The sequence below is a fragment of the Lentzea sp. NEAU-D7 genome (assembly GCF_026242055.1).
Classification (GTDB): Bacteria; Actinomycetota; Actinomycetes; order Mycobacteriales; family Pseudonocardiaceae; genus Lentzea.
Genome location: NZ_JAPJDL010000006.1, coordinates 334,372 through 359,772, shown reverse-complemented (window position 1 = coordinate 359,772; position 25,401 = coordinate 334,372). Strand labels below are relative to the sequence as shown.

At 69.7% G+C, this 25,401-nt stretch carries 22 protein-coding genes; 11 read left to right on the top strand and 11 right to left on the bottom strand.

All coding sequences use genetic code 11. From position 1 onward, the window contains the following. Positions 1-50 precede the first annotated feature (50 nt). The 4 genes from ORI60_RS15750 to ORI60_RS15735 form a co-directional block, all read right to left on the bottom strand. Complete coding sequence (locus tag ORI60_RS15750; RefSeq protein ID WP_323055915.1) at positions 51-839, bottom strand: chitosanase; 789 nt, start codon at positions 837-839, stop codon at positions 51-53. A gap of 127 nt (positions 840-966) precedes the next feature. After that, positions 967-2,424 carry an alpha/beta hydrolase gene (locus ORI60_RS15745; protein WP_266038016.1) on the bottom strand — a complete coding sequence of 486 codons (1,458 nt, stop codon included), beginning with the start codon at positions 2,422-2,424 and terminating at the stop codon, positions 967-969. A gap of 53 nt (positions 2,425-2,477) precedes the next feature. Beyond that, complete coding sequence (locus tag ORI60_RS15740; protein ID WP_266038015.1) at positions 2,478-3,194, bottom strand: MerR family transcriptional regulator; 717 nt, start codon at positions 3,192-3,194, stop codon at positions 2,478-2,480. Positions 3,195-3,362: 168 nt separating this feature from the next. Next, positions 3,363-5,063, bottom strand: a complete 1,701-nt coding sequence (locus ORI60_RS15735) for a S8 family serine peptidase (protein WP_266038035.1) — start codon at positions 5,061-5,063, stop codon at positions 3,363-3,365. A 214-nt stretch (positions 5,064-5,277) separates the two neighbouring features. On the opposite strand from ORI60_RS15735, the gene ORI60_RS15730 reads away from it, so the two are divergent. Beyond that, complete coding sequence (locus tag ORI60_RS15730; protein ID WP_323055914.1) at positions 5,278-6,390, top strand: sugar ABC transporter substrate-binding protein; 1,113 nt, start codon at positions 5,278-5,280, stop codon at positions 6,388-6,390. Between the two features lie 7 nt (positions 6,391-6,397). On the opposite strand, the gene ORI60_RS15725 is transcribed toward ORI60_RS15730, so the two are convergent. Next, positions 6,398-7,102 (bottom strand): hypothetical protein, encoded by a 705-nt coding sequence (locus tag ORI60_RS15725; RefSeq protein WP_266038014.1) that lies wholly within the window; start codon positions 7,100-7,102, stop codon positions 6,398-6,400. 74 nt (positions 7,103-7,176) lie between these two features. Further along, positions 7,177-7,419 carry a hypothetical protein gene (locus ORI60_RS15720; RefSeq protein WP_266038012.1) on the bottom strand — a complete coding sequence of 81 codons (243 nt, stop codon included), beginning with the start codon at positions 7,417-7,419 and terminating at the stop codon, positions 7,177-7,179. A gap of 210 nt (positions 7,420-7,629) precedes the next feature. Here ORI60_RS15720 and ORI60_RS15715 point away from each other — a divergent pair, with 210 nt between their 5' ends. From ORI60_RS15715 to ORI60_RS15695, 5 genes are all read left to right on the top strand, one after another. Continuing rightward, on the top strand, positions 7,630-7,836 hold the full coding sequence (locus tag ORI60_RS15715) for a cold-shock protein (protein WP_030468404.1): 207 nt from the start codon (positions 7,630-7,632) through the stop codon (positions 7,834-7,836). A gap of 107 nt (positions 7,837-7,943) precedes the next feature. Further along, the gene (locus tag ORI60_RS15710) at positions 7,944-8,822 is read left to right on the top strand and encodes a glutamate ABC transporter substrate-binding protein (RefSeq protein WP_266038010.1); all 879 of its coding nucleotides are present in this window, start codon (positions 7,944-7,946) and stop codon (positions 8,820-8,822) included. Continuing rightward, positions 8,819-9,433 (top strand): amino acid ABC transporter permease, encoded by a 615-nt coding sequence (locus ORI60_RS15705; RefSeq protein WP_266038009.1) that lies wholly within the window; start codon positions 8,819-8,821, stop codon positions 9,431-9,433. The genes ORI60_RS15710 and ORI60_RS15705 overlap by 4 nt, the downstream gene beginning before the upstream one ends. After that, complete coding sequence (locus tag ORI60_RS15700; RefSeq protein WP_266038007.1) at positions 9,433-10,200, top strand: amino acid ABC transporter permease; 768 nt, start codon at positions 9,433-9,435, stop codon at positions 10,198-10,200. Before ORI60_RS15705 ends, ORI60_RS15700 begins: the two co-directional genes overlap by 1 nt. Continuing rightward, on the top strand, positions 10,181-11,080 hold the full coding sequence (locus ORI60_RS15695) for an asparaginase (RefSeq protein WP_266038006.1): 900 nt from the start codon (positions 10,181-10,183) through the stop codon (positions 11,078-11,080). Before ORI60_RS15700 ends, ORI60_RS15695 begins: the two co-directional genes overlap by 20 nt. Here ORI60_RS15695 and ORI60_RS15690 read toward each other — a convergent pair. Then, positions 11,077-11,517, bottom strand: coding sequence for an ester cyclase (locus ORI60_RS15690; protein ID WP_266038005.1), 441 nt, complete (start codon positions 11,515-11,517; stop codon positions 11,077-11,079). The two genes, ORI60_RS15695 and ORI60_RS15690, sit on opposite strands and share 4 nt — an antisense overlap. Before the next feature lie 53 nt (positions 11,518-11,570). On the opposite strand from ORI60_RS15690, the gene ORI60_RS15685 reads away from it, so the two are divergent. After that, positions 11,571-12,215 carry a TetR/AcrR family transcriptional regulator C-terminal domain-containing protein gene (locus ORI60_RS15685; protein ID WP_323055913.1) on the top strand — a complete coding sequence of 215 codons (645 nt, stop codon included), beginning with the start codon at positions 11,571-11,573 and terminating at the stop codon, positions 12,213-12,215. Here ORI60_RS15685 and ORI60_RS15680 read toward each other — a convergent pair. Then, positions 12,212-13,900: an acyl-CoA dehydrogenase family protein gene (locus ORI60_RS15680; protein WP_266038004.1), complete on the bottom strand. Its 1,689-nt coding sequence runs from the start codon at positions 13,898-13,900 to the stop codon at positions 12,212-12,214. The two genes, ORI60_RS15685 and ORI60_RS15680, sit on opposite strands and share 4 nt — an antisense overlap. Before the next feature lie 145 nt (positions 13,901-14,045). Here ORI60_RS15680 and ORI60_RS15675 point away from each other — a divergent pair, with 145 nt between their 5' ends. Both ORI60_RS15675 and ORI60_RS15670 read left to right on the top strand, forming a co-directional pair. After that, entirely contained in the window at positions 14,046-15,125 is a 1,080-nt protein-coding gene (locus ORI60_RS15675; RefSeq protein ID WP_266038002.1) for a WD40/YVTN/BNR-like repeat-containing protein, read from the top strand. Further along, complete coding sequence (locus tag ORI60_RS15670; RefSeq protein ID WP_266038001.1) at positions 15,122-15,406, top strand: MoaD/ThiS family protein; 285 nt, start codon at positions 15,122-15,124, stop codon at positions 15,404-15,406. Before ORI60_RS15675 ends, ORI60_RS15670 begins: the two co-directional genes overlap by 4 nt. 895 nt (positions 15,407-16,301) lie before the next feature. Here the strand turns inward: ORI60_RS15670 and ORI60_RS15665 are convergent. Next, positions 16,302-17,261, bottom strand: a complete 960-nt coding sequence (locus ORI60_RS15665) for a zinc-binding dehydrogenase (RefSeq protein WP_266038000.1) — start codon at positions 17,259-17,261, stop codon at positions 16,302-16,304. Between the two features lie 81 nt (positions 17,262-17,342). Beyond that, positions 17,343-18,809 (bottom strand): aromatic amino acid ammonia-lyase, encoded by a 1,467-nt coding sequence (locus ORI60_RS15660; RefSeq protein WP_266037999.1) that lies wholly within the window; start codon positions 18,807-18,809, stop codon positions 17,343-17,345. A gap of 30 nt (positions 18,810-18,839) precedes the next feature. Here ORI60_RS15660 and ORI60_RS15655 point away from each other — a divergent pair, with 30 nt between their 5' ends. Beyond that, the gene (locus ORI60_RS15655; protein ID WP_266037998.1) at positions 18,840-21,818 is read left to right on the top strand and encodes a DEAD/DEAH box helicase; all 2,979 of its coding nucleotides are present in this window, start codon (positions 18,840-18,842) and stop codon (positions 21,816-21,818) included. Beyond that, complete coding sequence (locus tag ORI60_RS15650) at positions 21,811-22,638, top strand: SWIM zinc finger family protein (RefSeq protein WP_266037996.1); 828 nt, start codon at positions 21,811-21,813, stop codon at positions 22,636-22,638. The genes ORI60_RS15655 and ORI60_RS15650 overlap by 8 nt, the downstream gene beginning before the upstream one ends. Before the next feature lie 157 nt (positions 22,639-22,795). Here ORI60_RS15650 and ORI60_RS15645 read toward each other — a convergent pair whose 3' ends face one another. After that, positions 22,796-24,979 (bottom strand): esterase-like activity of phytase family protein, encoded by a 2,184-nt coding sequence (locus tag ORI60_RS15645; RefSeq protein WP_266037994.1) that lies wholly within the window; start codon positions 24,977-24,979, stop codon positions 22,796-22,798. Positions 24,980-25,401: the final 422 nt, after the last annotated feature.

Here is a 25,401-nt window from a genome sequence, read left to right as displayed (position 1 = left end):
GGGTGGGCGTCTGCGAGTACCGCTGCGGTACTCGCAGACGCCGTTCCGGCCTACTTGATCTCGAAGCTCTGGCCGTAGACCTTCCACCTCAGCGGTGTGTTCAGGTCGAGGTTGCCCGCCTTGAGCCACACGCGCTGCGCGGTGTCCACGCGGGTCGTGTCCTCGTGCGCGGGCTCCTGCTTCATGGTCCACACGCGGGCGTCCATGAAGGCGTTGAGCCACGTGGTCTCGTTGCCGCCCTGCGACGGGGGCTTCGCCTTGGCCAGCGCGCGTTTGCGGATGCCGGAGAAGTCCAGGCTGCCCCAGCCGTCGCCGTGCATGACGATCGCGTCGTAGTAGGCGAACTGGCCCAGGGCGCGCACGCCGTCGGCCTTGGCCTGGCGCAGGGCCGGGTTGAAGTACACGCGGTCGCGCTCGGACTCCTGCGCAGCCTTGAAGACGGAGTCCTTGGCCGCTGTCTTCCAGTCCTTGGTGTAGTTGGGATCCAGTCCGGCGTGCGAGTCGGTGCCGTTCACCCTGCGCAGCGCGGGGAGGTACTTCTCCAGCACGTTGCCGGGTTTGCGCTGCTTGTACAGCTCGACGAGGTCGAGCATGTCTCCCGTGCCGCTGCAGAAGCCGATGATGCCGGCGGTGTAGCCGCGGCCGTCGTCGATGTCCTCGATGTAGCCGAACTGGGCGCGCCAGTTCGTGGACGAGTTCTCCGCGCTGGACACGATCTGCATCGCGATGTCCTTCATGCGCGGGTCGTTCAGGTCGGCTGCCTGAGCGGTTCCCGTCGTCGCGGTGGCGAGCGCGACGCAGGTGAGAACCGCGGCCGCGATGCGGCCTGAGATCTTCACGCGTTCCTCCCGGGGTGTCCCGGGCGGCGGTGCGGCAACGGTAAGGGGTCCGGACCTTCATCGGCAAGAGTGTTTACGAATTTGCGAAGGGCCGGCCCGCGGGACGCGAGCCGGCCCCTGCCGGTCGTCAGCTGGTCTCAGCCGCGCACTTCGTGTCGTTCGGACGCTGGCCGCCGAGCAGGTACTCGGTGACCTTGTCGTTGGCGCACTTGTTCTTGCCGACCACGTACGTGCCGTGGCCGCCCTGGTCGACGGTCAGGATCGCGGCCCTGTCACCGAACGCGCGACGCGTCGACAGGGCACCGGCCAGCGGTGTCGCGGGGTCGCGTTCGTTCTGCACCAGCAGCACGTTGCGCGGGCCCCGGTCGGACGGCAGGACCTGCTTCTCCACCGGCTTCGGCCAGAACGCGCACGGCTGGATGTTCGCGGCGGCCGCGCCGAACATCGGGTGGCGGACGCGGTCGATCGCCACGTTGCGCTCGTACGTGCCGACCGACGACGGCCAGGCGGAGTCACCGCAGATCACGTGCAGGCGTCCCGCCAGGAGGGCCTGGACGCGCGGGACCTCCGGGTACTCCTGCGGCGGCTGCGGCTGGCCGGTGTCGAAGGCCTTCCAGGAGGCCGCGAGCTGCGAGAAGGCCGCGTCACCGGTGGCGTAGAGCGCCGTGAAGGTGCCGAACCGGAACAGCTTGCCGTCGTAGCCCTCCACCGAGGGCTTCTGGTCGAGGCGTGCGGCGAGGTCGAAGAACTTGGCGCGCACCTGCTGCGGCGTCGTGCCCAGGCCGTACTCCGGGTGCGCCGCGGCCCACTTCGCGAAGTCGGGGAACGTGTCCTCGACGCCGCGGCCCATCAGCCTGCCGCCCTCGACGTCCCAGCCGGTCTTCGGCAGGTTGCTGTCGATCACGACGCGGTCGGACGTCTTCGGGAACAGCGTGGCGTACACCGAACCCAGGTACGAACCGTAGGAGTACCCGAGGAACGACGCCTTCTTCTCGCCCAGCGCCGCACGGACCGTGTCCAGGTCACGCGCGATGTTCTGGGTCGTGTTGTACGGCAGTTCGTCGGCCGTGGACGACCTGAGGCACTGCTCGGCGATCTTCTTCACCTCGTCGGCGCGCTGGCGCACGTCGGCGGAGTTGTTGGCGTACGGCGGCACGCTGCCGTCCGCCATCTGCTCCTCGGTCATGTCGCACGTGGACGGTGAGCTGTAACCGATGCCACGCGGGTCCATGCCGATGACGTCGTATGCGTCCTGCACGCTCTGCGGCAGTCCCAGCGTCTTCAACAAGAACGGGAAAGTCAGGCCCTCGCTCGGCCCGCCGGGGTTGGTCAGCAGGATCCCCTTGCGCTTCTCCGGGTTCTTGCTGGCCAGCCGCGAGATCATCACCTCGGTCTTGCGGCCCTGCGGCTTGCGGTAGTCGAGCGGCACCTGCAGGGTCCCGCACTCGAGACCGGGCATGGCCACGTCGGACGGGCACGCCGCCCACTTGATCTCCGTGACCGGCGCCGCCGACGACACCCCCGGTGTGATCACCAGCGCTGCCGCCGCGGTCACCACCGCGGCCAGCGACATCGTTTTTCGCATTAGCAAATACCTCCCCGACGACGTGCCCCCTCGGCACGTCAGACCAATGAGAATCAGGCGCCCATGCGGACGAGAACGTCCAGCTGCGCCTTGTTGTAGAGCTCGACCAGGACCTTCACGACCGTCCGCCGCGCGTGCTCCACGCCTCGCGGGGCGTCGCTCCACAGACCGGCCGGATCCGGGAACGCGGCGCGGATCTGAGCCATGTACGGCATCTCGCGCATGGCGTCCGCCACCCGCTGCCGGGTCTCCTCGTCCGCGTCCTCCGGCAGGGTGTCGAACGCGACCACCGCCGGATGCCGCGAGTAGCCATCGAGCGTCCCGGCGTACTTGGCCAGCGTCTCCGGCGAGAGCAGCTGGGCCAGCACGACGGTGAACGCGCGGTCCTGCGGAGACAGGTCCGCGTTCTCGATCATCGCCGCGACGTCCGGCGGCAGGTCGGTCGGCGTCTCCTGGCTCAGGACCAGTGCCAGCTCGGCCCTGATCCGTTGCAGGCGCTCGATCGTCGTGCCCAGCTCGGCGTCGAGGGCGCGCAGCGCCTCACCGGGATGTTCGTCCCCGTCGCCGAGCTCCGCGATCTGCGTCAGCGACAACCCGAGATCGGTGAGGCGCTTGATCCTCAGCACCCGCACGAGATGGGGCACGCCGTAGCTCTTGTAGCCGTTGGCGCGGCGTTCCGGCTCGGCGAGCAGGCCCACGTCGTGGTAGTGCCGGATCGTGCGCAACGTCGTGCCGGCGAGATCGGCCAGCTGACTGGTGCTCCACGCCACGACGTCCTCCTCCCCGGTTGCTGACAGGACCCAGTTGAAACCATGCCGCTACGGCACGGTCAAGGCGGTCCGCAACGTTCAGACGAAGGTTGGGCGGAGAGTCCACTTTCGTCGCACGCAAAAGGCCCCCGGCAAGACACCAGGGGCCTTTTGTCGCGTTACAAGGACTTACAGGAACTGGCCACCACGGGTGACCGCGCCGTACGCGTCCACGATGCCGTGACCGTAGAAGCCGTTGAACTTCGCGTCACCCTCACAGGTGGCGTCGAACTCCGGCGTGCGGCCCACGTTGACGTACGACACGGTGCGCGGGTTCGGGCAGGCGCGCTGCGTCGCGGTCTTGTAGAGCACCTTCTCGACCTTGTCGGGGTCGAGGGTCAGGCCGGCGTTCTTCTTGTCCTTCTTGCCGTACTGGCTGACGATCAGCGCGGCGACACCAGCGGCGTGCGGGGCGGCCATCGAGGTGCCCTGCAGGTACTGGTAGTAGCCCACCTTGTCGCCCTGCACGGCCTTCTTCACGCCCGCGCCCAGACCGATGTCGGTGATGTTGCCGGCCTCGTCGATGTTGCCCTCGGCGAGAGCGACGTTGCGCGGGTAGGTCGACAGGATCATGTTCTCGTTGGTGCGGTACCACGGCGTGCCGAAGTAGTCGCGGAAGTAGCCACCGGGGGCCGAGACCGCGGTCTGCTCGACGCCGTAGTTCGAGTAGTCGGCCTTGTTCGTCGACGGGCCGAGCGACGACACCGAGATGACGTGGTTGCCCTCGGTCGGGAGGTTGAGGCACGTCGCGTTGTCGACCGGACGCGTGCGGTTGTGGCCCGGCGGGTAGTTCGGGCTCACGGTGTCCTGGCGCGGCTTGCCGAGGTCCTCGTGGTTGTTGCCACCGGCACCGATCAGCGTGACGCCCTTGCGGTGCGCGTAGTTCAGCGCGCGCTGCACGGTCGCGATGATCGTGCGCTGCTCCAGCTGCTCCTCGGCCGAGGCCGTGGGGTCGTTGGCGCAGTTCATGTACCAGGGGTCGACGTAGAACGACATGTTGATGACGTCCAGGCCGATGTCGGCGCCGTAGGTGATGGCGTCGACGACGGGCTGCAGGAAGAACGAGCCCGCGTCCTGGCCGCCGCGGATGTTGACGAGCGACACGCCCGGTGCGACACCGGAGATGCCGAAGCCGTTGGCAGCGGCGCCGATGGTGCCGGCGACGTGCGTGCCGTGGCCGCCGTCGTCCCAGTTCGCCGGGTCGACGCAACCGCGGAACTCACACGGGCCGTCGAACAGGCCACCGTCGGAGTCGTTCGGGATGTCGACGGTGAAGTTGCGCGAGAGCTCGTTGTTGAAGTTCGGCGCGATGTCCGGGTGGGAACCGTCCACACCGGTGTCGAGAACACCGACGTACACGCGCTTGTCGCCGGCCTGCTTGGCCCGCGCGATGTTGGAGCGAACGAGGTTCAGGCCCCACAGGTCCCCGTCGAGCGGGTCCATGCCGGCCGTCGAGCCCGACTGCGCGGGCGCCTTGTTCGGCTTCTCGGTCTTGTTCTCCTTCTCGACGTTGTCCCGCTTGACCTTCTCGGCCTTCGCCGCGGGCGCGTGCCCGATCGGCTTGGTCCGAGCGGCACCGACGATCGCGCTCGAAGCGGAAACCTTCTCCGCGAAGCCGTTCGCGGGCGCCTTGACCGTCAGCAGGCCGACGGCGTCGTTGCTCCGCACGACCTCGCCGCCCGCCGCTTCCACGGCGTCGATCGCGAAGTCGCGGTTACCGGGTTCTTCCAGAAGGACGGTGTACTCCGTGGTCGGCCCTGTGGTGGCCGGAGCGGCCCCCGCCGCCGAAGTGCCCGCGGCGATCAGCGACACCGTTGCCGCCACCGCCATCACGGTTCTGCGCGTTCTCACCTAGCTGTCTCCTCACACCCGGTCAGGGCTGGATCCAACAACATGGTGCGGCCCCCGATTGCCGCCCAAGTTGGACACACTGACACGAAAATTCGCCGCGCATCAGCGCCTTTCGTACGGAATCGAACTGTAGCCGATCGGAAGCGGAGCGTGATGTTATGAGAAGAAATCTTGACTTAACAAGATTCAAGGGATGGACTTCGCGATTATGCGAAGACGGGTAATGGCATCGTCGGCGTGCCTGCTCTTTCTCCTCTCAGCCTGTGGTGACGCAGGTCAGGGGTCTCCGACGCTGCCTACGCGTGGTCCCAAACCAATCGTCGGGGTAATCCTTCCCGACCGAACGACATCCACGCGTTGGGAAGAGCAGGATCGCCCTCTGCTCACTCAGGCGTTCAACTATGCGGACATCGAGCCGTTCATGGAGAACGCCGAGGGCGACGAGGCGAAGTTCGCGCAGATCGCCGACGAGATGATCCGCCGCAAGGTGAAGGTCATGATGATCACGCCCTTGTCGGCGGCGGGCGGCCTCGCGGTGCAGAAGAAGGCGAAGGCGGCGGGCATCCCGGTCATCGACTACGACCGCGTGACGCTCGGCGGCCAGGCGGAGTACCACGTCGGTTTCGACAGCGTGAACGTCGGCCAGTTGCAGGGCGACGGCTTGCTGAGCTGCCTCGGCGACAAGCCGGGTGCCCAGATCATCGAGATCCAGGGTGCTCCGACCGACCACAACGCGACGCTCTTCGCCCAGGGTCAGAAGTCGCGGCTGTCCTCGAAGTACGACAGCGGCGCGCTCAAGCTCGTGAAGTCGCAACCGGTCGCCGACTGGAACAACGACCTCGGCGGGCAGCTGTTCGAGCAGATCCTGAACGAGAACGGCGGCAAGGTCGACGGCGTGGTCGCGGCCAACGACGGCCTGGCCGGCGCGGTCATCGCCGTGCTCAAGAAGAAGAACCTGAGGGTCCCGGTCACCGGCCAGGACGCCACTGTGGACGGTCTTCGGGCCGTGCTCGCGGGCGACCAGTGCATCACCGTCTACAAGCCGGTGCGTGACGAGGCCGAGGCGGCCGCCAGGCTGGCGATCGCCATCGCCCGCGGAGACCTGGAGGGTGCCGACGACCTCGCCACCGGCAACCTGCGGGACCCCGTCGCGCGGCGCGACATCAAGTCGGTGCTGCTCGGCGCCACGCTGATCAAGAAGGACACCGTCCGGACGCTGGTCACGGAGGGCATCGTCAAGCCGGCGGAGCTGTGCGCCGGCGCGCTCGCCCAGACCTGCGCCCAGCAGGACATCCTCGGAGGTTAGAGCCCCGTCACGGCCTGTCTTGATCAGGCAGGTCGTGACGCCCCGAGATGAACTCCTGCACGGCGATCTTCGCCTTGATGATCGGTTGCCGGATCCTGGCCTCCCGGCGGTACGCGCGGGTCAGCTTGCGCGAGCCCTCCAGGTAGCGCCAGCGCGCCCACGGTGAGCCGGGCCGTGCGAGCCGCACGGCGCCCACGGCGGGCACCACCGGCACGAGCAGGCCGAGCAGGCCGGTCCAGATCTTGCCCTTGAGCAGCGCCACGATCGCGAAGCACAGGTTCACGGAGATGATGATCAGCCGGAGCGTGAACGTGGACGCCGGCGTCGTCTCCGGGTTGAGCTGCAGCACCTCGTCGTAGCCGAACGGCCGCGCGCCGAGCAGGAACGTCCCGGTGAGACCGACGGCGAGGAACACCGCGTCCACGGACAGCCGGCCCGCCTTCGTCCAGTACACGTCTCTGAGGTGCAGAATCAGCGCGAACTCGTCCAGCACCAGCGCCGCGCCCACCCCGAGACCGGCCGCCGCCGCCAGCCGGGCGCCGTGCAGGTCGTCGGGGATGACGAGGCCCGCCACGCTGGACAGGAGCAGCAGCACGGTGCCGAACACGACGTGATGCACGTGCGTGTCGCCGTGCACGATGTTCCCCGGCCACCAGCGGACCTTCGCCCTGATCATGCGCACGCTGATGCGGATGAACACGAATGTGGTCACCAAACCGATGAAGAAGAAGAGCAGTCGTTCGCTGCCGGTCAAGCCACGGCCCCCTGGGTCAACGACCCTCCAGGTTACCGGCCGTCGGGCATGTTCATGTTCTTCACGGTGCCGATCTGGAGCACAGTGCCGTGGATCTCGCCGACCAGCTTGTTGGAGGTCTTGCGGCCCTTGCCCCGGTCCTTCCGGGTGGCCTCGGCGCGGAGGAGTTTTTCGGCCAGTGCGGCGAGTCCGCCGGAGATCTGGGGTGCGACGGTGACCTTGATCGACATCGCCGTCTGCTCCGACACGAGCACCTCCGCGAACTCATTTGGCATCTCACGATAGCAGCGAAATCGATGGCTCGACTGAGGGCGGGGAGCCGTGGTTGACTGTCTGCGGTCGTACGTTTCGTGTTCGTGGATCACCCCGCTCGCGGAACGAGGTTGCGAGTGAGCGGGTTCTCCAGGTTCCGGAGAAGACGCCGCCGTGACTTGACCCGGTGGTCGCGAGCGCGATCCGGCACCTGTTAGAGGAGAAGTAGCAAGATGGCAGTACAGGGCACCGTCAAGTGGTTCAACGCGGAGAAGGGCTTCGGCTTCATCTCCCCTGACAACGGTGGCGCCGACGTGTTCGTCCACTACTCCGAGATCCAGATGAACGGCTACAAGGCTCTCGAGGAGAACCAGCGGGTCGAGTTCGAGATCGGTCAGGGCCAGAAGGGCCCGCAGGCCCAGGGCGTTCGCGCCGTCTGAGTCTGACTGATCAGCACATCTGATCTAGACAAGCCGCCTGTCCACTATCGGACAAGCGGCTTTGTCGTATCTTGTGCCCGATTCATCGCGCTCAGTAGTTTCGCCGCATGGGGAGACTGTTCGTAGCCGCTCTGTTGCTCTTCGTGGCCGGGTGCTCCGGCGGTTCGGAGGCGGTCCCAGGCGGCGGCAAGATCGACGCCCTGCTCGCCAAAGCGCCCGTCTACGCAGGTCAGGTGACGCCCGGCTCGGCCGTCGACCGCATCAGGAAGCGCGGCGAGCTGCTGATCGGCGGCTCCCAGGACGCCCCGCTGCTGTCCCAGCTCGACCCGATCAGCGGCGAGCTCACCGGCTTCGACGCCTACCTGGGCAAGCTGCTGGCCCACCACATCCTCGGCAAGCCCTCGGCGGAGCTGCTCTCCGCGACGTCGGAGACGCGCGAACCGCTGCTGGCCAACGGCACGGTCGACGTGATCATCCAGACCTACACGATCACGCCCGCGCGCAAGGAGCGCGTGTCGTTCGCCGGGCCGTACTACCAGTCGGGCCAGTCGATCGCGGTGCGCAAGGGCACGTCCGGCATCTCCGCACCCGCTGACCTGGCCGGCAGGACCGTCATCGTCGGTGCGAACACGCCCGGAGTGAAGGCCGTCCAGGACGCGGCGCCCACGGCGAAGATCGTCGAGTTCGGCTCCGACCCCGAGTGCCTGACGGCGTTGAAGCAGGGCCGCGGCGAGGCCTACGTGCAGGACCAGGCGATCCTGGTCGCCGACGCGTCCAAGGACAGCGAGCTGCAGCTCGTCGGCGAGCCGTTCACCGAGGACCCGTACGGCATCGGCATCAGGCACGGGGACGCCGAGTTCACGGCGTTCGTGAACGACTGGCTGCGCGAGCTCGGCAAGTCGGGGCTGTGGCAGGAGGTCTGGAAGCAGACGATCGGCACCGTGGTCACCGGCGACGCGCCGGCGCCACCCGCGATCGCCTCATGAGCCTGGTCCTCGAAGGCTTCCTGAACACCGTCGCCCTGACGCTGCTGTCGTTCGGCGGCGCCCTGCTCGCCGGGCTGCTGGTGGCCGTCATGAGGATCGTGCCGGTACCGCTGTTGCGCGCGGCGGGCGCGGTCTACGTGGAGGTGTGGCGGAACGTCCCGCTGCTCGCCTGGCTGGTGCTGTTCGTGTTCGGGCTGCCGGAGGCAGGCGTGAAGATGCCGCTGTTCTGGACGGCCTTCACGGCGATCGCGCTCTACGAGGCGGCCTTCGTGGCGGAGGCGCTGCGGTCGGGCGTGAACGCGGTGGCGTCCGGGCAGGGGGAGGCCGCGCGGGCGCTGGGGCTGTCGGTCCGGCAGTCGTTGCGGCACGTGATCCTGCCGCAGGCCCTGAAGAACGTCGTGCAGCCGCTGGCGAACATCGCGATCGCGTTGACGATGGCCACGGCTCTCGCTGGTGTGGTCGGAGTAGTGGACATGACCCGTGCGGCGCAACGGATCAACCTGGAGTTCGCGCAGCCGTTGCTGGTGTTCACCGGCGTCGGACTCTGTTATCTGGTGATGGCGGCCGGAATCGGGTTCGGGGCACGTGCGCTGGAACGGCGGCTGCCCTGATGTTCGACGCTCCCGGCCCCCGGTTCCGCCGCCGGGTCTTCTGGGTCTCCGTGGTGTCGGGGCTGGTGCTCCTCGGGCTCGTCGCGCTGGGGTTGCGGCAGTTCGCGGCCGGCGGGCAGCTGGAGCCGGTTCGGTGGAGGCCGTACCTGACCTGGCCCGTGTGGCGTTATCTGCTCGGGGGCCTGTGGTCGACCGTGGTGGCGGCGTGCGCGACGGGGGTGCTGGCGATGGCGGGTGGGTTGCTGCTCGCGTTGCGGCCCAACCGGTTCACCCGCGCCTACGCCGAGGTCATGCGCACGGTTCCGGTGCTGCTGCTCGTGTACGTGATGCTGTTCGTGCTGCCGTCGTTCGGCGTGAACCTGCCGCTGTTCTGGAAGCTCGTGGTGCCGCTCGCCCTGTCGCACGCGGCGTCCTACGCGGTGATCTTCCGGGCGGGCGTCTCCGCGGTCGATCCCGGCCAGCGCGAGGCGGGGCTGTCGCTGGGCATGCCGGACGGCGTGGTGACGCGGTTCGTGGTGCTGCCCCAGGCCGTGCGGCACATGACACCGCTACTCGTGACCCAGGCCGTCAGCCTGTTGAAGGACACCTCGCTCGGGTATGTGGTGTCCTACGCGGAGCTGTTGTTCAACGGGCGGGTGCTCGCGAACTACAACGGCCTGCTGATCCAGACCTTCGTCGTCGTCGCGTTCGTCTACCTCGTGGTCAACCTGGCGCTGTCCAGGCTGGCCCACCGGCTGGAGGCTGCTCGTGCCCGCACTGCTCGCTGAGGTGACCCGGTCGGGGTTCGTGGAGAGCCTGCACCACGGCAGCGTCGTCGGCCTGCTGCCGTCCGGGGCGGTGGGCGTCTCCGCCGGCGCGGTGGAGGACCCGGTGCTGCCGCGGTCGTGCATGAAGCCGTTCCAGGCGCTGGCGTGCCTGTCCGCCGGAGCGCCGCTGTCCGGGCCCGCGCTGGCGATCGCGGCCGGCTCGCACACGGGGGAGAACCGGCACGTCGAGCTGGTGATGCAGGTGCTCGGCGGGTTGCCGCTCGGGCTGCTGCGCTGCCCACCGTCCTGGCCGGAGGACGAGGAGACGCGCCAACGGCTGACGGAACCTTCCCGGGTGCGGATGAACTGCTCCGGCAAGCACGCGGCGATGCTCGCGGCGTGCGTGGCGGCGCGGTGGCCGACGCAGACCTATCTGGACACTTCGCATCCCCTGCAGCGGCTGGTGGTGCGGACGGTGGAGGAGTTGTCCGAAGAGTCCGTTGTGCACACTGCGATCGACGGCTGCGGTGCGCCCGTGCACGCGTTGTCGTTGCACGGCTTGGCGAGGGCGATGCAGGGCTTGATGCGCACGCCCGTCGCCGACGCCATGCGCCGGTTCCCCGAGTACGTCGGCGGGACCGGGCACGTGAACACCGTGGTCATGCAGCAGCTGCCGGGCGTGGTGGCCAAGGGTGGCGCGGAGGGTGTGCTGGTGCTGGGGACCGCGGCCGGGCACGCGGTCGCGGTGAAGGTCCTCGACGGCAATCCCCGTGCCACGACGGCGATCGGGCTCACCGCGCTGGCGGCCACGGGGTTCGACGTGTCGCCCGCGAAGGAGTCCCTGTCCGTGCCGGTGCTCGGTGGCGGGCAGGTCGTCGGGGAGGTTCGCGTCGTGTTCTAGAACTTCTCGGGGACGTCGAGCATGCCGAGCTGGGCCATGACGGTCGCCGTGTCGCCGTAGATCCGCTCGCAGACCAGGATGTCCTTGTCGAAGAGGAAGAAACCGGCCATCCTGACCTTGAACGACCGTCCGGTAACTTCTTCGCCGATGAGGCTGCCCAGGTGCGTGCCCTGCAGTTCGAACTCGACGATCACGGCGTCGTCGGCGTGGTGGACGTCGATGATCTTGTTCCGCTGGTCGGGGAACGCCGCGCGGGTGCGCTGCCAGTAGCCGCGGACCGCGTCCACGCCTTCGAAGACCTGGCCGGACGCCATGATCTCGTACCGGGGGTGCGGAAACGTGTTCAGAGAGGTGTCGAAGTCGTGGTCGTTCTGCGACTCCATGTGCTCCAAGACGATCGCTTCACGCAGCGCTCTGAGCGCCTTGGACTCGGTCATACCGGCCGACCCTCCTACGTACGCCGTACGTCGCAGGGAAGCTACTCCACGTCGTGCGGTCTCCGCCAGTGTCCTCGCCACGTGAGCCGCTGACCCGCGACCGCATCGTGGATGCGGCCGTGAGGTTGATCGAGTGCGAGGGAGTCGAGGCCGTCTCGATGCGGCGCCTGGCCGCTGAGCTGGGCGCGGGCACGATGTCGCTGTACAACCACGTGCCGAACAAGGCCGTGCTGGTGGACCTCGCGGCCGAGCGGATCATGGCGGAGGCGCGTCCGTACCAGGTGGACAGCGACGACTGGCGTGATCACATCCGGGCGCACGCCCGCGCCGTGCGGGAGCTGGCGCGCCGCCACCCCCGTGCGTTCGTGATGCTGGCGACGCGCCGGCTGAGCAGCGAGGCGGGGTTCCGGACGATCGAGGCGGCGCTGATGAACTTCGACCGCGCGGGGTTCCGGGGCAAGATCGCCGTCGGGATGATGCGGGCGATGGTGTCGTACCTGCTGGGCACGCTGATGAGGGAGGTCGCGACCACGCCCGAGCTCGGCGGGATCGCGTTGTCGCCCTATGTGGACGTCGACGTGTCGGCGTTCCCGTTGTCCGCGGAGGTGATCGGTGAGCTGGGGACCTACGACCACGATCACGAGTTCGAGTTCGGCCTCGAACTCATGATCGCGGCGTTGGAGCGCTACCAGGACTAGGGGCGCATCTCGTAGCGGCCGGAGAGCGCTTCCACCTGCTGCCACACGGCGTCGAAGCGGGCCTGGTCGACGTGCGGCTTGCGGATCTGCCCCACGGCCCACTGCTGCTGGGCCTCGGTGCTGCTGGCCTTGCCGTGCAGGGCGGTCGCGTAGCCGGCGAAGTCGCGGACCAGGACGTCGAAGATCTGGTCGAGCACGTGCTGGTCGGTGTTCGTGATCTTCGCCTGCTCCAGGACCAGCTGGCCGTAGACGACCAGGGTGAACAGGTGGCCGAGGTTGAGCAGGAAGTCGAGGTCCTTCTGCTGGGCCTCGTCCGGCGCCGCCGTGGTCAGCAGCGTCTTGACGGCCTTGGCCTGCTCGTGGAACAGCGCCACGTTGGGCAGGTGCGCGTGCTCGGTGTAGATCGGCTCCCAGTCGTGGAACTGGATCTTGCCGAGGCCGCGCGCGGGGCCCTGGTGCCAGAAGAAGTCGTCGTCGGTCGCGTCGTGGCGCGTCGGGACCTCGTCGTAGGCCTTGGGGTTGAAGAAGTAGTTCGGCATGAACTTGAGCACCAGGGCCAGGTTCACGTGCACGGTGCCTTCGAGCTTGGGCAGCGCGCGGATGTCGGCCGTGGCGCGCGTGAAGTACGTGTCCTTCTCGAAACCCTTGGCGGCGATGACGTCCCAGAGCAGGTCGATGACGTTCTCGCCCTCGCTCGTCACCTTCATCTTGGTGATGGGGTTGAAGAGGAGGTAGCGGCGGTCGTTCTCGCCGGCGCTGCGGAAGTAGTCGACGCTGCGGTCCGCGAAGAGCTTCATCGCGGTGAGGCGCGCGTAGGCGTCGACGAAGTTCTGGCGCACGTGCGGGAAGTTCGTGACCGGGTTGCCGTAGAGGATCCGGTTGTGGGCGTGGGTGATCGCCTCGTAGAACGAGTGCTCGCAGATGCCGATGCTGGCCGTGCAGAGGTTGAACTTGCCGACGTTGACGGTGTTGAGCGCGGCGGAGAAGGCGTCGGGGCCGCGGTGCAGGATGTCGGCGTCGGTCAGGGGGTAGGCGTCGAGGCGGAACTCGCTCACGAACATCTGGCTGTCGACGACGTTCTTGACGAGCTCGAAGTTCTCGTGCTGGCTGTCGACGGCGAAGAAGACGTACTCGTCGGAGTCCGCGAGCTTGCCGAAGACGCTGACCATGCCGGCGACGTTGCCGTTGCCGATGTAGTACTTGCCGCCGGTCGCGGTGTAGCCGGTCTCCGTCTTCGTGACGATCATGTCGGTGCTGTAGACGTCGGCACCGTGCTCCTTCTCGGAGAGGCCGAACGCGAAGACCGCGCCGCTGTCGAGGAGGGCCGCCGCCTTCTGCTTGGCCTCGGAGTTGTCGCTCATCCAGATCGGGCCGAGGCCGAGGACCGTGACCTGCCAGGCGTACCAGTACTGCAGGCCGTAGAACCCGAGCACCTCGCTGAACGCGGCGTTGCGGGCGGCGTCCCAGCGCTTGGTGCCGTCGACGCTCGCGGGCGTGCAGAAGGTGGCGAAGAGCTTCTCGCGCTTCACGAAGTCGAGGAACTCGGTGTACCAGACCTTGTCCTGCGCGTCCGCGATGAGCTGCCGCTTGCCGCGGGCCTCGAACCAGTCGACGGTCGCCCTGAGCAGGCGCCGCGTCTCGTCGTCGAGGTGGGCGGGGTCGTAGTGGTTCGGGTCGAGCAGCACTGGCGCCTCCTTGCGTCTCCTCTTTCGGACGCTACCAGTGAGTAACTTGTGGGTCTACGTGGGGTTTCCCTCGTCCTCAGAAATTGTCGGATCCCCGGCGTAACGTGCTCCGCATCACATCTTCGGGCTGGGAGGCTGCGTTGCGATGACGGTGGTTGTGGCGATCGGTACGCGCAAGGGGCTGTGGCTCGCCCGCAGTGAGGATCGGGTCTCGTGGCAGGTCGACGGGCCGCACCACGCGATGCAGGAGGTGTACGCGGTCGCGTTCGACTCGCGCGCGGGCCTTCGCCTGATGGCGGGAGTGTCCTCTCCGCACTTCGGCCCCGGAGTGTCCATCTCGGACGACCTGGGGGCCACCTGGGAGGAGTCGTCCACGCCGCCGATCGCGTTCCCGGTGGAGGAAGCGGCCCTCGAACGCGTCTGGCAGCTCCAGCCCGCACCGGCCGCGCAGCCGGGCGTGGTCTGGGCGGGCACCCAGCCGTCGGCGCTGTTCAAGTCCTCCGACGGCGGCCGCTCGTTCGAGTTCGTCGAGGGCCTCTGGAACCACCCGCACCGCCCGGAGTGGGAGGCGGGCTTCGGCGGCCAGGCCGTCCACACGATCGTGCCCGACCCGGTGGACCCGGACCGCCTGCTGGTGGCGATGTCGACGGGCGGCGTCTACCGCACCGCCGACGGCGGCAAGTCCTGGGAAGCCCGCAACAAGGGCATCAAGGCGTACTTCTTCCCGGACCCGTGGCCGGAGTTCGGCCAGTGCGTCCACAAGGTGGCCCAGCACCCCGCGGCGCCGTCGCGCTTCTACGCCCAGAACCACCACGGCGTCTACCGCAGCGACGACGGGGGCGACTCCTGGCAGTCGATCGCCGACGGCCTGCCCACCGACTTCGGCTTCGCCATGGTCGTCCACCCCCACGACCCGGACACGATCTTCACGTTCCCGATCGAGGCGGACGGCCGCCGCTTCCCGCCGGAGGGCAAGTGCCGCGTCTACCGCTCCCGGGACGCGGGCGCCACCTGGCAGGCCCTGGGCGAAGGCCTTCCCGACGACTTCTGGACAGCGGTGATGCGCGACGCCATGTGCACGGACGACGCCGAGGTCCCCGGCGTCTACTTCGGCTCCCGCTCGGGCGAGGTCTACGCGAGCCCGGACGAGGGCGAGACCTGGCACCGCGTGGCGGCCCACCTGCCAGACGTGATGTCGGTCCGAGCCGTGGTGGTCCCGACGTGAAGGTGACGGTCCTGATCCCAGGAGTCCTCCGCGCCGCCACCGACGGTGCCGCCCACTTGGACGTGGAAGTCCCGGACCCGGCCACCCTGGGAGCAGCCCTCGACGTCCTGGCCGACACCTACCCGCAACTGGACCGCCGCCTGCGCGACGAGCGCGCCGGCCTGCGCCGCTACGTGAACTTCTACGTCAACGGCGAGGAGTGCCGCCGCCTGGCAGGCCCGGCCACCCCGCTCCCGTCAGGCGCCGAGATCCAGATCCTGCCGTCGGTGGCTGGAGGCTGACGCCGCTCCCCGCCGGGCCGCGCCGCTCCGGGGACGGCGGCGCGCTCGGCGACGGGCAGCGCGTCCGGGCAACGGCTGCCCGGGGTTCGGGCTGCCTGGTGACCTGGGCTGCCTGGTGACCTGGGCTGCCTGGTGACCTGGGCTGCCTGGTGACCTGGGCTGCCCGGTGACCTGGGCTGCCCGCGACTCCGGCCTCGCTGCGCGCCACCGGCACTGCTTCACTGCGGCTGCCGCCACCTCGCCGCTACTGCGGCTGCCGCCACCTCGCCGCTACTGCGGCTGCCGCCACCTCGCCGCTACTGCGGCTGCCGCCACCTCGCCGCTACTGCGGCTGCCGCTGCCCGGCCGCCTCGGCGGCCACCACCCCGTCTCCGACCGGGCCTCGCTACGTGCCACAGGCACCGCTCCACAGGTCTGCCGCCACCCCGCCGCGCACAAGGGCTGGCGCCACCTCGCCACAGGCTTGCCAGTCGTTGTGGTTGCCGACGCCCCCCACCGCTTCGGCTGTGGTCACCGCCCCGGTACCGGCCTCCCGCCGGTCCCGCAGCCGATCTCCCGCCACCTCGCCGCCGGCCTGCCGCCGTTTCTGCCGTCGTTTCTGCCGTCGGTCTCCCGCTATCCCGCTAATGAGGCTGTCGCGCCGTCCCCGCTGCTAGTCACCCGCTGCTGCACTGTCGCCATCCCGCCACCGGCCTGCCCCGCGCCAAGCCGGCTGCCGGCGCCCACCACCTCGCCCAGCGACCACCACCTCGGCCGCAGCCGACGCCCGTCTGCCAGCTGCCACCCTTCCCGGCGACCGCCACGCCTCCCGGTTGCCGCCACACATCCGCCTGCCCCAGCGCAGCCGCCCAGCCAGCCACCCGATGACCGAGCCCGACCCCGGTCGCGCGAGCGGTCACACCAGCAGCAGCGACTTGCCGAGGGTGGCGCGTTCCTCCAGCGAGCGGTGAGCCTTCTCGGCCTCCGCCAACGGATACGTCGCACCGATCACCGGCCGGATCCGGCCCTGCGAGGTGAGGGCGAGCGCGTCCGTGAGGAGTGCACGCACGGTCGCCGGGTCGGGCGGCCCGGCCGCCAGCACGTTGTCCACGTGCACCTGCCGACTGGCCGCCAGGTCCGGATCGATGTCGGCGAACCCGTCCGAGGTGCCGTAGGTGATGAAGCGACCGCCGGAGGCCACCGTCTCGAACACCGCCCTGCCGAGCGGTCCTCCCGCGCCGTCGAAGGCCACGCCGACGCCGCCCGTCGCCTCGCGGACCTGGTCCTGCCAGCCGTCCAGCGAGTAGTCGACGGCCAGGTCCGCACCCAGGTCGCGGCTCAGTGCGAGCTTGCGTTCGCCGCGGGCCGCGGCGACGACTCGTGCGCCCGCGTCGCGCAGGAGTTGCACGAGCAGCGAACCCGCGCCGCCCGTCGCGGCCGCCACCAGGACCCACTCGTCCTTCCTGATCTCCGTGCGGCGGGCGAGCATGAGCGCGGTGACGCCGTCGTGCACCAGTGCCGCCGCCTCGGCCGAGCCCAGGCCATCGGGGACCGCGACGATCTCCTCGGCGGGGAAGACCATCTGCTCCGCGTAGCCGCCTGATCCGCGGCTGATGACGTGCCTGCCCAGCCACGCCGGGTCCACGCCTTCGCCCACCGAGAGCACGTGACCCGCGCCGCCTCCGCCCGGCACGTAAGGGAGGGTCAGCGGGAAGTACTCGCCGCCCCAGCCGTTGCGCAGCAGCGTGTCGAGGAAGATCACGTCGGCGACGGCCATGCCCACCACCACCTGGCCCGGGCCCGCCACCGGCGCGGGAACTTCCTCCGCGCGGAGCACCTCGGGACCACCGAACTCGTGCACACGGACAGCACGCACCACAACCACATCCCCCACCTTGATCAACCTGGCCGCGTCCCACCGTAAAAGCTCCAGTTCGGTGGAGATCAAGCCCGGATCTCAGCAGGTGGCGAAGTCGTCCAGCAGTGCCGAGGCGACCTCGACGTCCGGGCTGAGCTGGCGGTCGGACATGTCCGGGTTGAGCTTCGACTCGGCGGCCTCGAAGGCGGCCCGCAGCGACTCGGTCCGAGGTGTGATGCCGCGCAGCCGCAGGGCGCGGACGGCGGCCACGACCTCGCACGCCAGGACCAGGCGGAACGCGCTCAGCGAGCGCAGGGCCTGGGAGGCGGACTGGAACGCGAAGCTCGAGTTCTCCTCCTGGCCGCGCGACACGACGGCGTTGCCGATGCTCGCGGGCTCGGCGAGGGTGCGGACCTCGGCCAGCGCGGAGTTGGCGCTGTACTCGAGGATCATCACGCCCGAGCTGCCGGGGACGCCCTCGGCGAGGAACGGGCGCAGGCCGGTGAAGCTCGGCTCGACGAGCGTCGCGAGGCGGGCGGTCGAGATGTGGCCGGTGTGCAGCATCGAGAGCCGGAGCCGGTCGAGCGCCTGGCCCAGGTACGCGCTGTGGAACGCGCCGTGGTGGTAGGCGGCGTCGTCCTCGGGGCCGAAGTGGTCGGAGACGATCAGAGGGTTCTCGGCGGCGGCGTTGAACTCGACGTCGAGCACGTGGGCCAGGTCGGTTGCGGCGTCGACGGCCGGGCCGTGGATCTGCGGGAAGCAGCGGTAACCGAACGGGTCCTGGATGCGCGCCGGCGGGCGTGGTGGTTCGCCGATGAGGCGGCGCATCTCGGCGGCCACCGCCACCTGACCGGGGTGCGGGCGGCCGAGGTGGACGCGTTCGTCGTAGGCCTCGACGGCTCCGTCCACGGCGAGGAACGACAGCGCGGCGACGACGTGCGTGGCCTTGAGGAGCTGGTGCGCGTCCTGCCAGGCCAGGCCCGCCATGCCGATGGTGAGGGCGTTGCTGCTGATCAACGCCAGCGCGTCGCCCGAGTCGAGCTCGATCGGGTCAGGCGTCTGCGTGGAGCCGAGCCAGTAGCGCTCGCCGAGCAGCGTCAGGCCGGTCTCGGCGAGTGCGGTGAGGTCGCCCGTGCCGATGGCGCCGTACTCGTGGACGCCGGGGTAGCAGCTGCTGTTCAGGGCGGCGAGCAGTGCGTCGGCCACGGCTCTGCGCACACCGGCGCCGCCCGCGAGGAGCTGGTTGAGGCGCACGACCATCATGGCGCGGACCTGCTCCTCCGGGAGCATGCCGCCGAGCCCGCCCGCGTGGCTGCGCAGCAGGCGCAGGCCGTGCTCCGCCCAGCCCTCCGTGCTGATGATCTGGTTGCGGTTCGCACCGACGCCGGTCGTGCGGCCGTACACCTGTCGCCGCACCACAAGGCGCTGGCTGGCACCCCACGACGCCTCGAGGCGTGCGAGGCCGTCAGCGTGCAGGGCCACCGGCGCGTGGTACCGCGCGACGCGCACCACCTCGTCGGCGCTGAGGGACCGACCGTCCAGCACGACAGGGGAGTCTTCGACCATGGCGCCAATGTGAGCACATAGGGTTCAGAGGTGCTCGTACTGCATGGCCTGTGCACGACCGACGGTGTTCTAGCACTGTGGGCCGAAGACTCCGGGCTGCCCGCACGCAGCGAGAGCACGCGCCGGGACGCGCCACACCCGTTCGCGGCGTCGGCCGAATCGCTGGCCGCCGCGCTCGGGCAGGAACCGGGCAAAACGACCACACGGGCGTTGCTGCTGCCGTCGTTCTCCTCAGGGCCGATGGCGTCGCCTGAACTGGTGCGCGATCCGTTGGCGGCGGAACGAGCGCAGCGCGGCAAGGTGCAGCTGCGGCAGTGGGGCGTGCCCACGATCCGCCTCGACGGTGCCCCGGAACGCGGCGCCGAGGTGCGGCTGAGCGCCTCAGCGCGGTTCGTGTTCGACGTGGCCGGCTTCGCCACCGACCTGGTCGACCGTGGTCGCGTGCTGCCGTCGGTCGCGCCGGACCGGGCCGTCGCGCAGTGGGTGCCGCTGCTCTCGGGAACGGATTCGGCGCGGTTCGCGGCGTTGCAGGCCGCGATGCCGCCCGCCTGCCGGTGCGAGCAGATCGTCAGCGACCCCGCGGAACTCGTGCGCGCGGCCCTGACGACCGCGGTCGACGAGCAGGTGCGGAGCCGGCTGGGCGGCACGGCTCTCGCCCCGGCACGACGTGGCCCCGCGACGACGACGGCGGAGTCCTGGCTCACCGCGCTCACCGGCGAGCCCGTGTTCGACGCGGACCCCGTCGAGCTCTACGAACTGCGTGAGCGACTGGACCGCTGGCGTGACACCGCGGGCAACGAGAGCCCTGTGCGCACGTGCTTCCGGCTGCGCTCGCCGGAGCAGCGCGACGACGAGGAGTGGGCCGTCGAGTTCCTGCTGCAGGCCGTCGACGAGCCGAGCGTCCTCGTACCCGCGCACCAGGTCTGGTTCGCGGACGACAGCGTCCTGCGGCGCTGGATCCCGGCACCGCAGGAGCACCTGCTGGCCGACCTCGGCCGCGCGAGCAAGCTGCACCCCGACCTGGACGAGGCGTTGCGCGGCTCGCACCCCGCCGAGATGGAGGTCAGCGCGGAAGGCGCGTACCGGTTCCTGACCGCCGCACCGGTGCTGGCGCAGGCCGGGTTCGGCGTGCTGCTGCCGTCCTGGTGGCAGCAGACGACGAGGCTGGGCCTGAAGCTCACCACGAAGAGCCGTGGCACCGCCGGCACCGTCGCGAAGGAGAGCGAGATCGGCCTGAAGTCCATCGTGGACTACAAGTGGGAGCTCGCTCTCGGCGAGGACACGCTGACCGACGCCGAGCTCGCCGAACTGGCCAGGGCGAAGGTGCCGCTGGTCAAGGTGCGCGGCCAGTGGGTGCAGGTCGACCAGAAGCGGCTCGCCGCCGGGCTCGCGTTCCTCAAGCGCGGCGGCGGGCAGATGACCGCCGCCGAGGTGATGCTCCACAGTGGACTCACGGAGGAGGACGAGAGCCTGCCGCTCCCGCTGATGTCCGTCGAGGCGGACGGCTGGCTCGGCGACCTGTTGTCCGGCAAGGCCGACGAGCAGCTGGAACCCGTGGAGCCGCCGGAGAGCTTCCTCGCGCGGCTGCGTCCGTACCAGCAGCGCGGCCTGGCGTGGCTCGCGTTCCTCGACAAGATTGGCCTGGGCGCGTGCCTGGCCGACGACATGGGCCTCGGCAAGACCGTTCAGCTGCTGGCGCTGGAGGCGTTGAACCGCGCCGGCGGCAAGAGGCCGCCGACGTTGCTGATCTGCCCGATGTCGGTCGTCGGCAACTGGCAGCGCGAGGCAGCGCGGTTCACCCCGGAGCTCTCGGTGCACGTGCACCACGGCGCGGACCGCCAGAACGGTGACGCGCTGCGCGAAGCCGTCGAAAGCCACGACCTGATCCTCACCACCTACGCCTTGGCCGCGCGCGACGCCGAGGCGTTGAGCGACCTCACGTTCGACCGCGTGGTGCTCGACGAGGCGCAGAACATCAAGAACAGCGCGACCCGCCAGTCCCAGGCGGTGCGGCAGCTCAAGGCACGCCACCGCGTGGCGCTCACCGGCACGCCCGTCGAGAACCGCCTGGCCGAACTCTGGTCGATCATGGACTTCGCCAATCCGGGCGTGCTCGGCACGGTCAACACGTTCCGCGCCCGCTTCGCCGTTCCGGTGGAGCGCCACAACGACCAGGACGCCGCCGCACGGCTGCGCAAGATCACCAACCCGTTCGTGCTGCGCCGCGTGAAGACCGATCCGCGCATCATCAGCGACCTGCCGGACAAGGTCGAGATGCGCCAGCTCTGCAACCTCACCACCGAGCAGGCCTCGCTCTACCAGGCCGTCGTCAACGACATGCTGGAGAAGATCGAGGAGGCGGAGGGCATCGGGCGCAAGGGACTGGTGCTCGCGACCATGTCGAAGCTCAAGCAGGTCTGCAACCACCCCGCCCACTTCCTCGGCGACGGCTCCCGCGTCGCCGGCCGCTCCGGCAAGCTCGCACGCCTCGAGGAAGTGCTCGAGGAAGTGCTCGCCGAGGGCGACAAAGCGTTGTGCTTCACGCAGTTCACCGAGTTCGGCAGCATGCTCGTGCCGTACCTGGCCGCGCGCTTCGACACCGAGGTGCTGTTCCTGCACGGCGGCACGAACAAGGCGTCCCGCGACCGCATGGTCGAGCGCTTCCAGGACAGCAAGGGGCCGTCGCTGTTCCTGTTGTCGCTCAAGGCGGGCGGCACCGGCCTCAACCTCACCGCCGCGAACCACGTGATCCACTTGGACCGCTGGTGGAACCCGGCTGTCGAGGACCAGGCGACCGACCGCGCGTTCCGGATCGGCCAGCGCCGCAACGTGCAGGTGCGCAAGTTCGTGTGCATCGGCACGCTGGAGGAACGCATCGACGCCATGATCGAGGAGAAGCGCGCGCTGGCCCAGCTGGTGGTCGGCGCGGGCGAGAACTGGCTCACCGACCTGTCCACCGCGCAGCTGCGCGACCTGCTGACGTTGTCCGGGGAGGCCATCGGTGAGTGAGCACTGGTCCGGCGAACGTCCCCGGTACGGCAAGACCATCAAGGTGGACAACGGCCTCAAGGCCAAGAGCAAGCGCGGCGACATCGGGGCGACCTGGTGGTCGCGCCGGTTCATCGAGGTGCTGGAGTCGTTCGGCATGGGAGGCCGGCTGACCCGCGGCCGCACCTACGCGCGGCAGGGCCAGGTGCTGTCGTTGTCGCTGTCCACGAGCATGGTCATCGCCCTCGTGCAGGGTTCACGGCCCACGCCGTACAAGACGCGGATCGCGATCAAGTCGTTCACGGGCCAGGAGTGGCAGCGCATCGAGCACGCGCTGGCCGGCAAGGCCCTGTACGCGGCGAAACTGCTGGCCGGCGAGATGCCCCCGGACATCGAGACCCTGTTCGCCTCGCTGGGACTGCGGCTCTTCCCCGCGACGCAGCGCGAGCTGACGATGGACTGCAGCTGCCCGGACTGGGAGGTGCCGTGCAAGCACCTCGCCGCCACCTGTTACCTGCTCGCCGAGTCGTTCGACAACGACCCGTTCGAGATCCTCGCCTGGCGCGGCCGCAGCCGCGAGGACCTGCTCGACCGTCTCCGCGCACTGCGCGGCAGCGTGCGTTCCACCGTGGTCCGCGAGGAGGCGCCGCCGCTCACCAGGTGCCTGGACACGTTCTGGCAGCGGCAGACCACGTCGAGCCTCAGCCTCGGCGACCCCACTGCGGCGGTGCGCACGGACGCGGTGCTCGATCAGCTCGACGGTGTGCCGATCACCGTGGGCGGGTCGTCGCTGGCCGGCCTGTTGCGCCCGGCCTACCTGTCGCTGAAGCCCGAGGAGTGAGGGGGGGGGGCCGGGGGGGCTCCGGAACGCGGGGGGGCCGGGGCCCGGGGGGGGGGGGCCGGCCTACCGGCCGCTGAAGCCCGAGGAGTGAGCGGCGCTGACCGGCTTCCAGCGAAACCGGTCAGCGCCGCTCACGAGCTCGAGTCGTCCGTCCGCGTCAGCGGATCCAGCCGAGGCGCAGGAACACCGACTCGCCCGGAGCGTCGTCCAGCCCGTCGTTGTCCACCACGCCGACGAGCCGCTGGAGCGGCCAGGTGCCGATCACGGCGAGGCCTTCCGGCTTGTCGTGGGTGGTGGCGCCGCCGGCCTGGAGGGCGGGGAGGAGGTCCTCGGCCTGCTTCTTGGCCACCAACGGCTTCTCGGCACCCGCGGCCACCGGCGTCACGCCGGTGATGTCGACGCGGTAGACCTTCTTCGTCCTGGCCGCGTCACCGCGCTGGTTGTCGCGCTCGAGGACCAGCAGCGTGCGGTCGTTCAACGCGGTGATCTCGGACAGGCCGATCCACGCACCGGCCTGCGGAGCGTCGAGCGGGTACGCGGCGAACGCCCACTCACCGGTCGCCGGGGTGTAGCGGGCCAGCGTCGCCTGGCCGAGCCTGTCGGCCTTCCACTCGCGCTGCACGGCGAGCCACACCTGCTCGGACCTGCCGCTGCCGATCACGGTCACGCCTTCGAACCCGTTGCCGGTGGCGGTCTTCGCGATCACCTCGGGCAGCGGGACCTCCTTGGTGACAGCGCCGTTCGCGGCGACCTCCACGAGCAGGTTCGGCTTCTGCTTGCCGTCGCCTTCCACCGCGATCCAGTAACCGCTCCCGCGCGCGGCGATGCCTTCACCGTCGTAGCCGACGGGCTTGCCGTCCTTGGTCAGCGTCAGCTCCGCGCGCACCTTCGCGGGCGCGGCCACGGTGTCGACGGTCAGGATCCGGGTCGGGCTGTAGGCCGAGTCCGTCACGGCGACGACGTCGCGGTGATTGCCCGGAATGCCGGAAAGCCCTGACAGAGCACCGAATCCGATGCCGTCCGACACGATCGACGGCGTCCCCTGGTTGCGCTGCGACGACAACGCCAGTGGCTTGTGGGTCAGGCGGTACCCGCTGAGCGACGAGCGGATGCCGTCCCCGGCCGCGTCCTCCTCCGCGGCGACCACGAGCGTGCCGGTGGCCGGAATCGGCAGCAGGCCCTCCGGCCCGACGCCGGTCGGCAGCGCCTGCAGGAAGCGTGGCCTGCGCGGGTCGCTCACGTCGTAGACGGCGACGAGGTTGGCGCGCTCCATGCCGACGAACGCGTACCTGTCGCGCCCGAAGGTGGCGACGGCCAGGCCCTCCGGCTCGACACCCTTGTTGTCCGAGCGGCCGTCCGGGTACTGGCCCTGCTCGACGGCGATCCGCTGGAGGTCGTTGCCCGAGGAGAACACGACCTCGCCGGAGCCGGCGTCGAAGACCGTCCACGTGCGCGAGCCACCGAGGTAGTCGCCCTCGTCGGCGGTGCCGAGCGTGCGGTCGTCCAGCCAGGCGACGGCGTCGGGCTCGCGAGCCGCGGTGATCGTCTCGGTGGGTTCGAACCTCCCGTCGTCCTTGGTGTCGGTGCGGGCGACCGTGGCCGTGCCCGCCGAGAAGTGGCGCACGATCCGGCCGGACCGCAGGTCGACGATCGCGATGTGGTTGTTCTCCTGCAGCGTCACGGCGACCTGGCCGCGTCCGTTGATGCTGACGTACTCCGGCTCCGGGTCGGCCGGCGCGACCTGAGCGATCCCGGTCAGCTCGACCTCGCGCAACTGCCAAGACGCCGGCCCGCCCCCGACCAGGTCGACGATGGTCAGGTACCCGGCAGGCGCCTGGGGGAGCGCGCCACCGTTGACGTCCTCGTCGCGCTCGTTCTCGACCGCGATGGCCGCGTACCGGCCGTCCGCGGAGATGTCGATCGAGTCCGGCTGCCCGCCGAGCTCGTGCGTGGCCACGACATGCCGGCTGCCGAGGTCCACGACCACCAGCACACCCGACGGCTCGGTGTACGACTTCGAGGTGTCGACCGCGACCAGCGCGAGTCGTCCGACGATGTCGACCGAGGTCGGCTCGCCCGGCATCGGCAGCACACCGTCCGGCGTGAACTCCCGCCCGGCCTTGGCGAACCCGATCCGCCTCCCCGGCGAGTCGGTGTAGACGACCAGCTCGCCGTCCGCGGTGGCAGCCGCGATCTCGGCGGCCGTGTGCTCGGCGGCCGAGCTGTTGCGGAACACCGGCATGGTGTCGAACCGCTGGAACCTCGACGGCGCCGACGCCCCGGCCGGCGCGGCCGAGACGAGCAACACCAAGGCCACCAGGCCTGTGCACAACCGGACCACTGGTCCTCCTCAACGGTCGGAGGCGCGCAGTGTGGCCGACCGAGTGGTCCGCGGGATGAACGCTCGCTGATCATCCGGGGTGGTTCGGGTTCAGGCTCGGCTGCGTTGGTGGGGAAGGGGATCGGCCGGGTGGCCTCCTTTCGCGTCAGGTGGTGTCGGGGCGGAGTGGGCGCGCCGGTGGGCTGGTGGGTGGGCGCGCCCTATGGCTGGCGGGGCAGGTGCACCTGGTGGGGCGGGTGCTCTTGGCGGGTGGGCTGGGGTTCCTGGTGGGCGGTGGGTTGGTTGGGCAGCGTGTGGCTGGCTGCTGGTGGGGACCTGATGGTTGGTGGATGGCTGACAGAGGCGCTTCTGGTGGTTGATGGGGTGGCGGGGTGGCTGGCTGCCGGTGAGCGGGCTCGCTTGGGGGCCGCGGTTCAGCTGGT

Excerpts from the sequence above, each read along its gene's own strand:
- ORI60_RS15715 (WP_030468404.1), top strand. The coding sequence starts at position 7,630 with ATGGCAGTACAGGGCACCGTCAAGTGGTTCAACGCGGAGAAGGGCTTC.
- ORI60_RS15720 (WP_266038012.1), bottom strand. The coding sequence starts at position 7,419 with ATGCCAAATGAGTTCGCGGAGGTGCTCGTGTCGGAGCAGACGGCGATG.
- ORI60_RS15705 (WP_266038009.1), top strand. The coding sequence starts at position 8,819 with ATGAGCCTGGTCCTCGAAGGCTTCCTGAACACCGTCGCCCTGACGCTG.
- ORI60_RS15660 (WP_266037999.1), bottom strand. The coding sequence starts at position 18,809 with ATGGTCGAAGACTCCCCTGTCGTGCTGGACGGTCGGTCCCTCAGCGCC.
- ORI60_RS15690 (WP_266038005.1), bottom strand. The coding sequence starts at position 11,517 with ATGACCGAGTCCAAGGCGCTCAGAGCGCTGCGTGAAGCGATCGTCTTG.
- ORI60_RS15735 (WP_266038035.1), bottom strand. The coding sequence starts at position 5,063 with ATGGCGGTGGCGGCAACGGTGTCGCTGATCGCCGCGGGCACTTCGGCG.
- ORI60_RS15675 (WP_266038002.1), top strand. The coding sequence starts at position 14,046 with ATGACGGTGGTTGTGGCGATCGGTACGCGCAAGGGGCTGTGGCTCGCC.
- ORI60_RS15710 (WP_266038010.1), top strand. The coding sequence starts at position 7,944 with ATGGGGAGACTGTTCGTAGCCGCTCTGTTGCTCTTCGTGGCCGGGTGC.
- ORI60_RS15730 (WP_323055914.1), top strand. The coding sequence starts at position 5,278 with ATGGACTTCGCGATTATGCGAAGACGGGTAATGGCATCGTCGGCGTGC.
- ORI60_RS15745 (WP_266038016.1), bottom strand. The coding sequence starts at position 2,424 with ATGCGAAAAACGATGTCGCTGGCCGCGGTGGTGACCGCGGCGGCAGCG.
- ORI60_RS15700 (WP_266038007.1), top strand. The coding sequence starts at position 9,433 with ATGTTCGACGCTCCCGGCCCCCGGTTCCGCCGCCGGGTCTTCTGGGTC.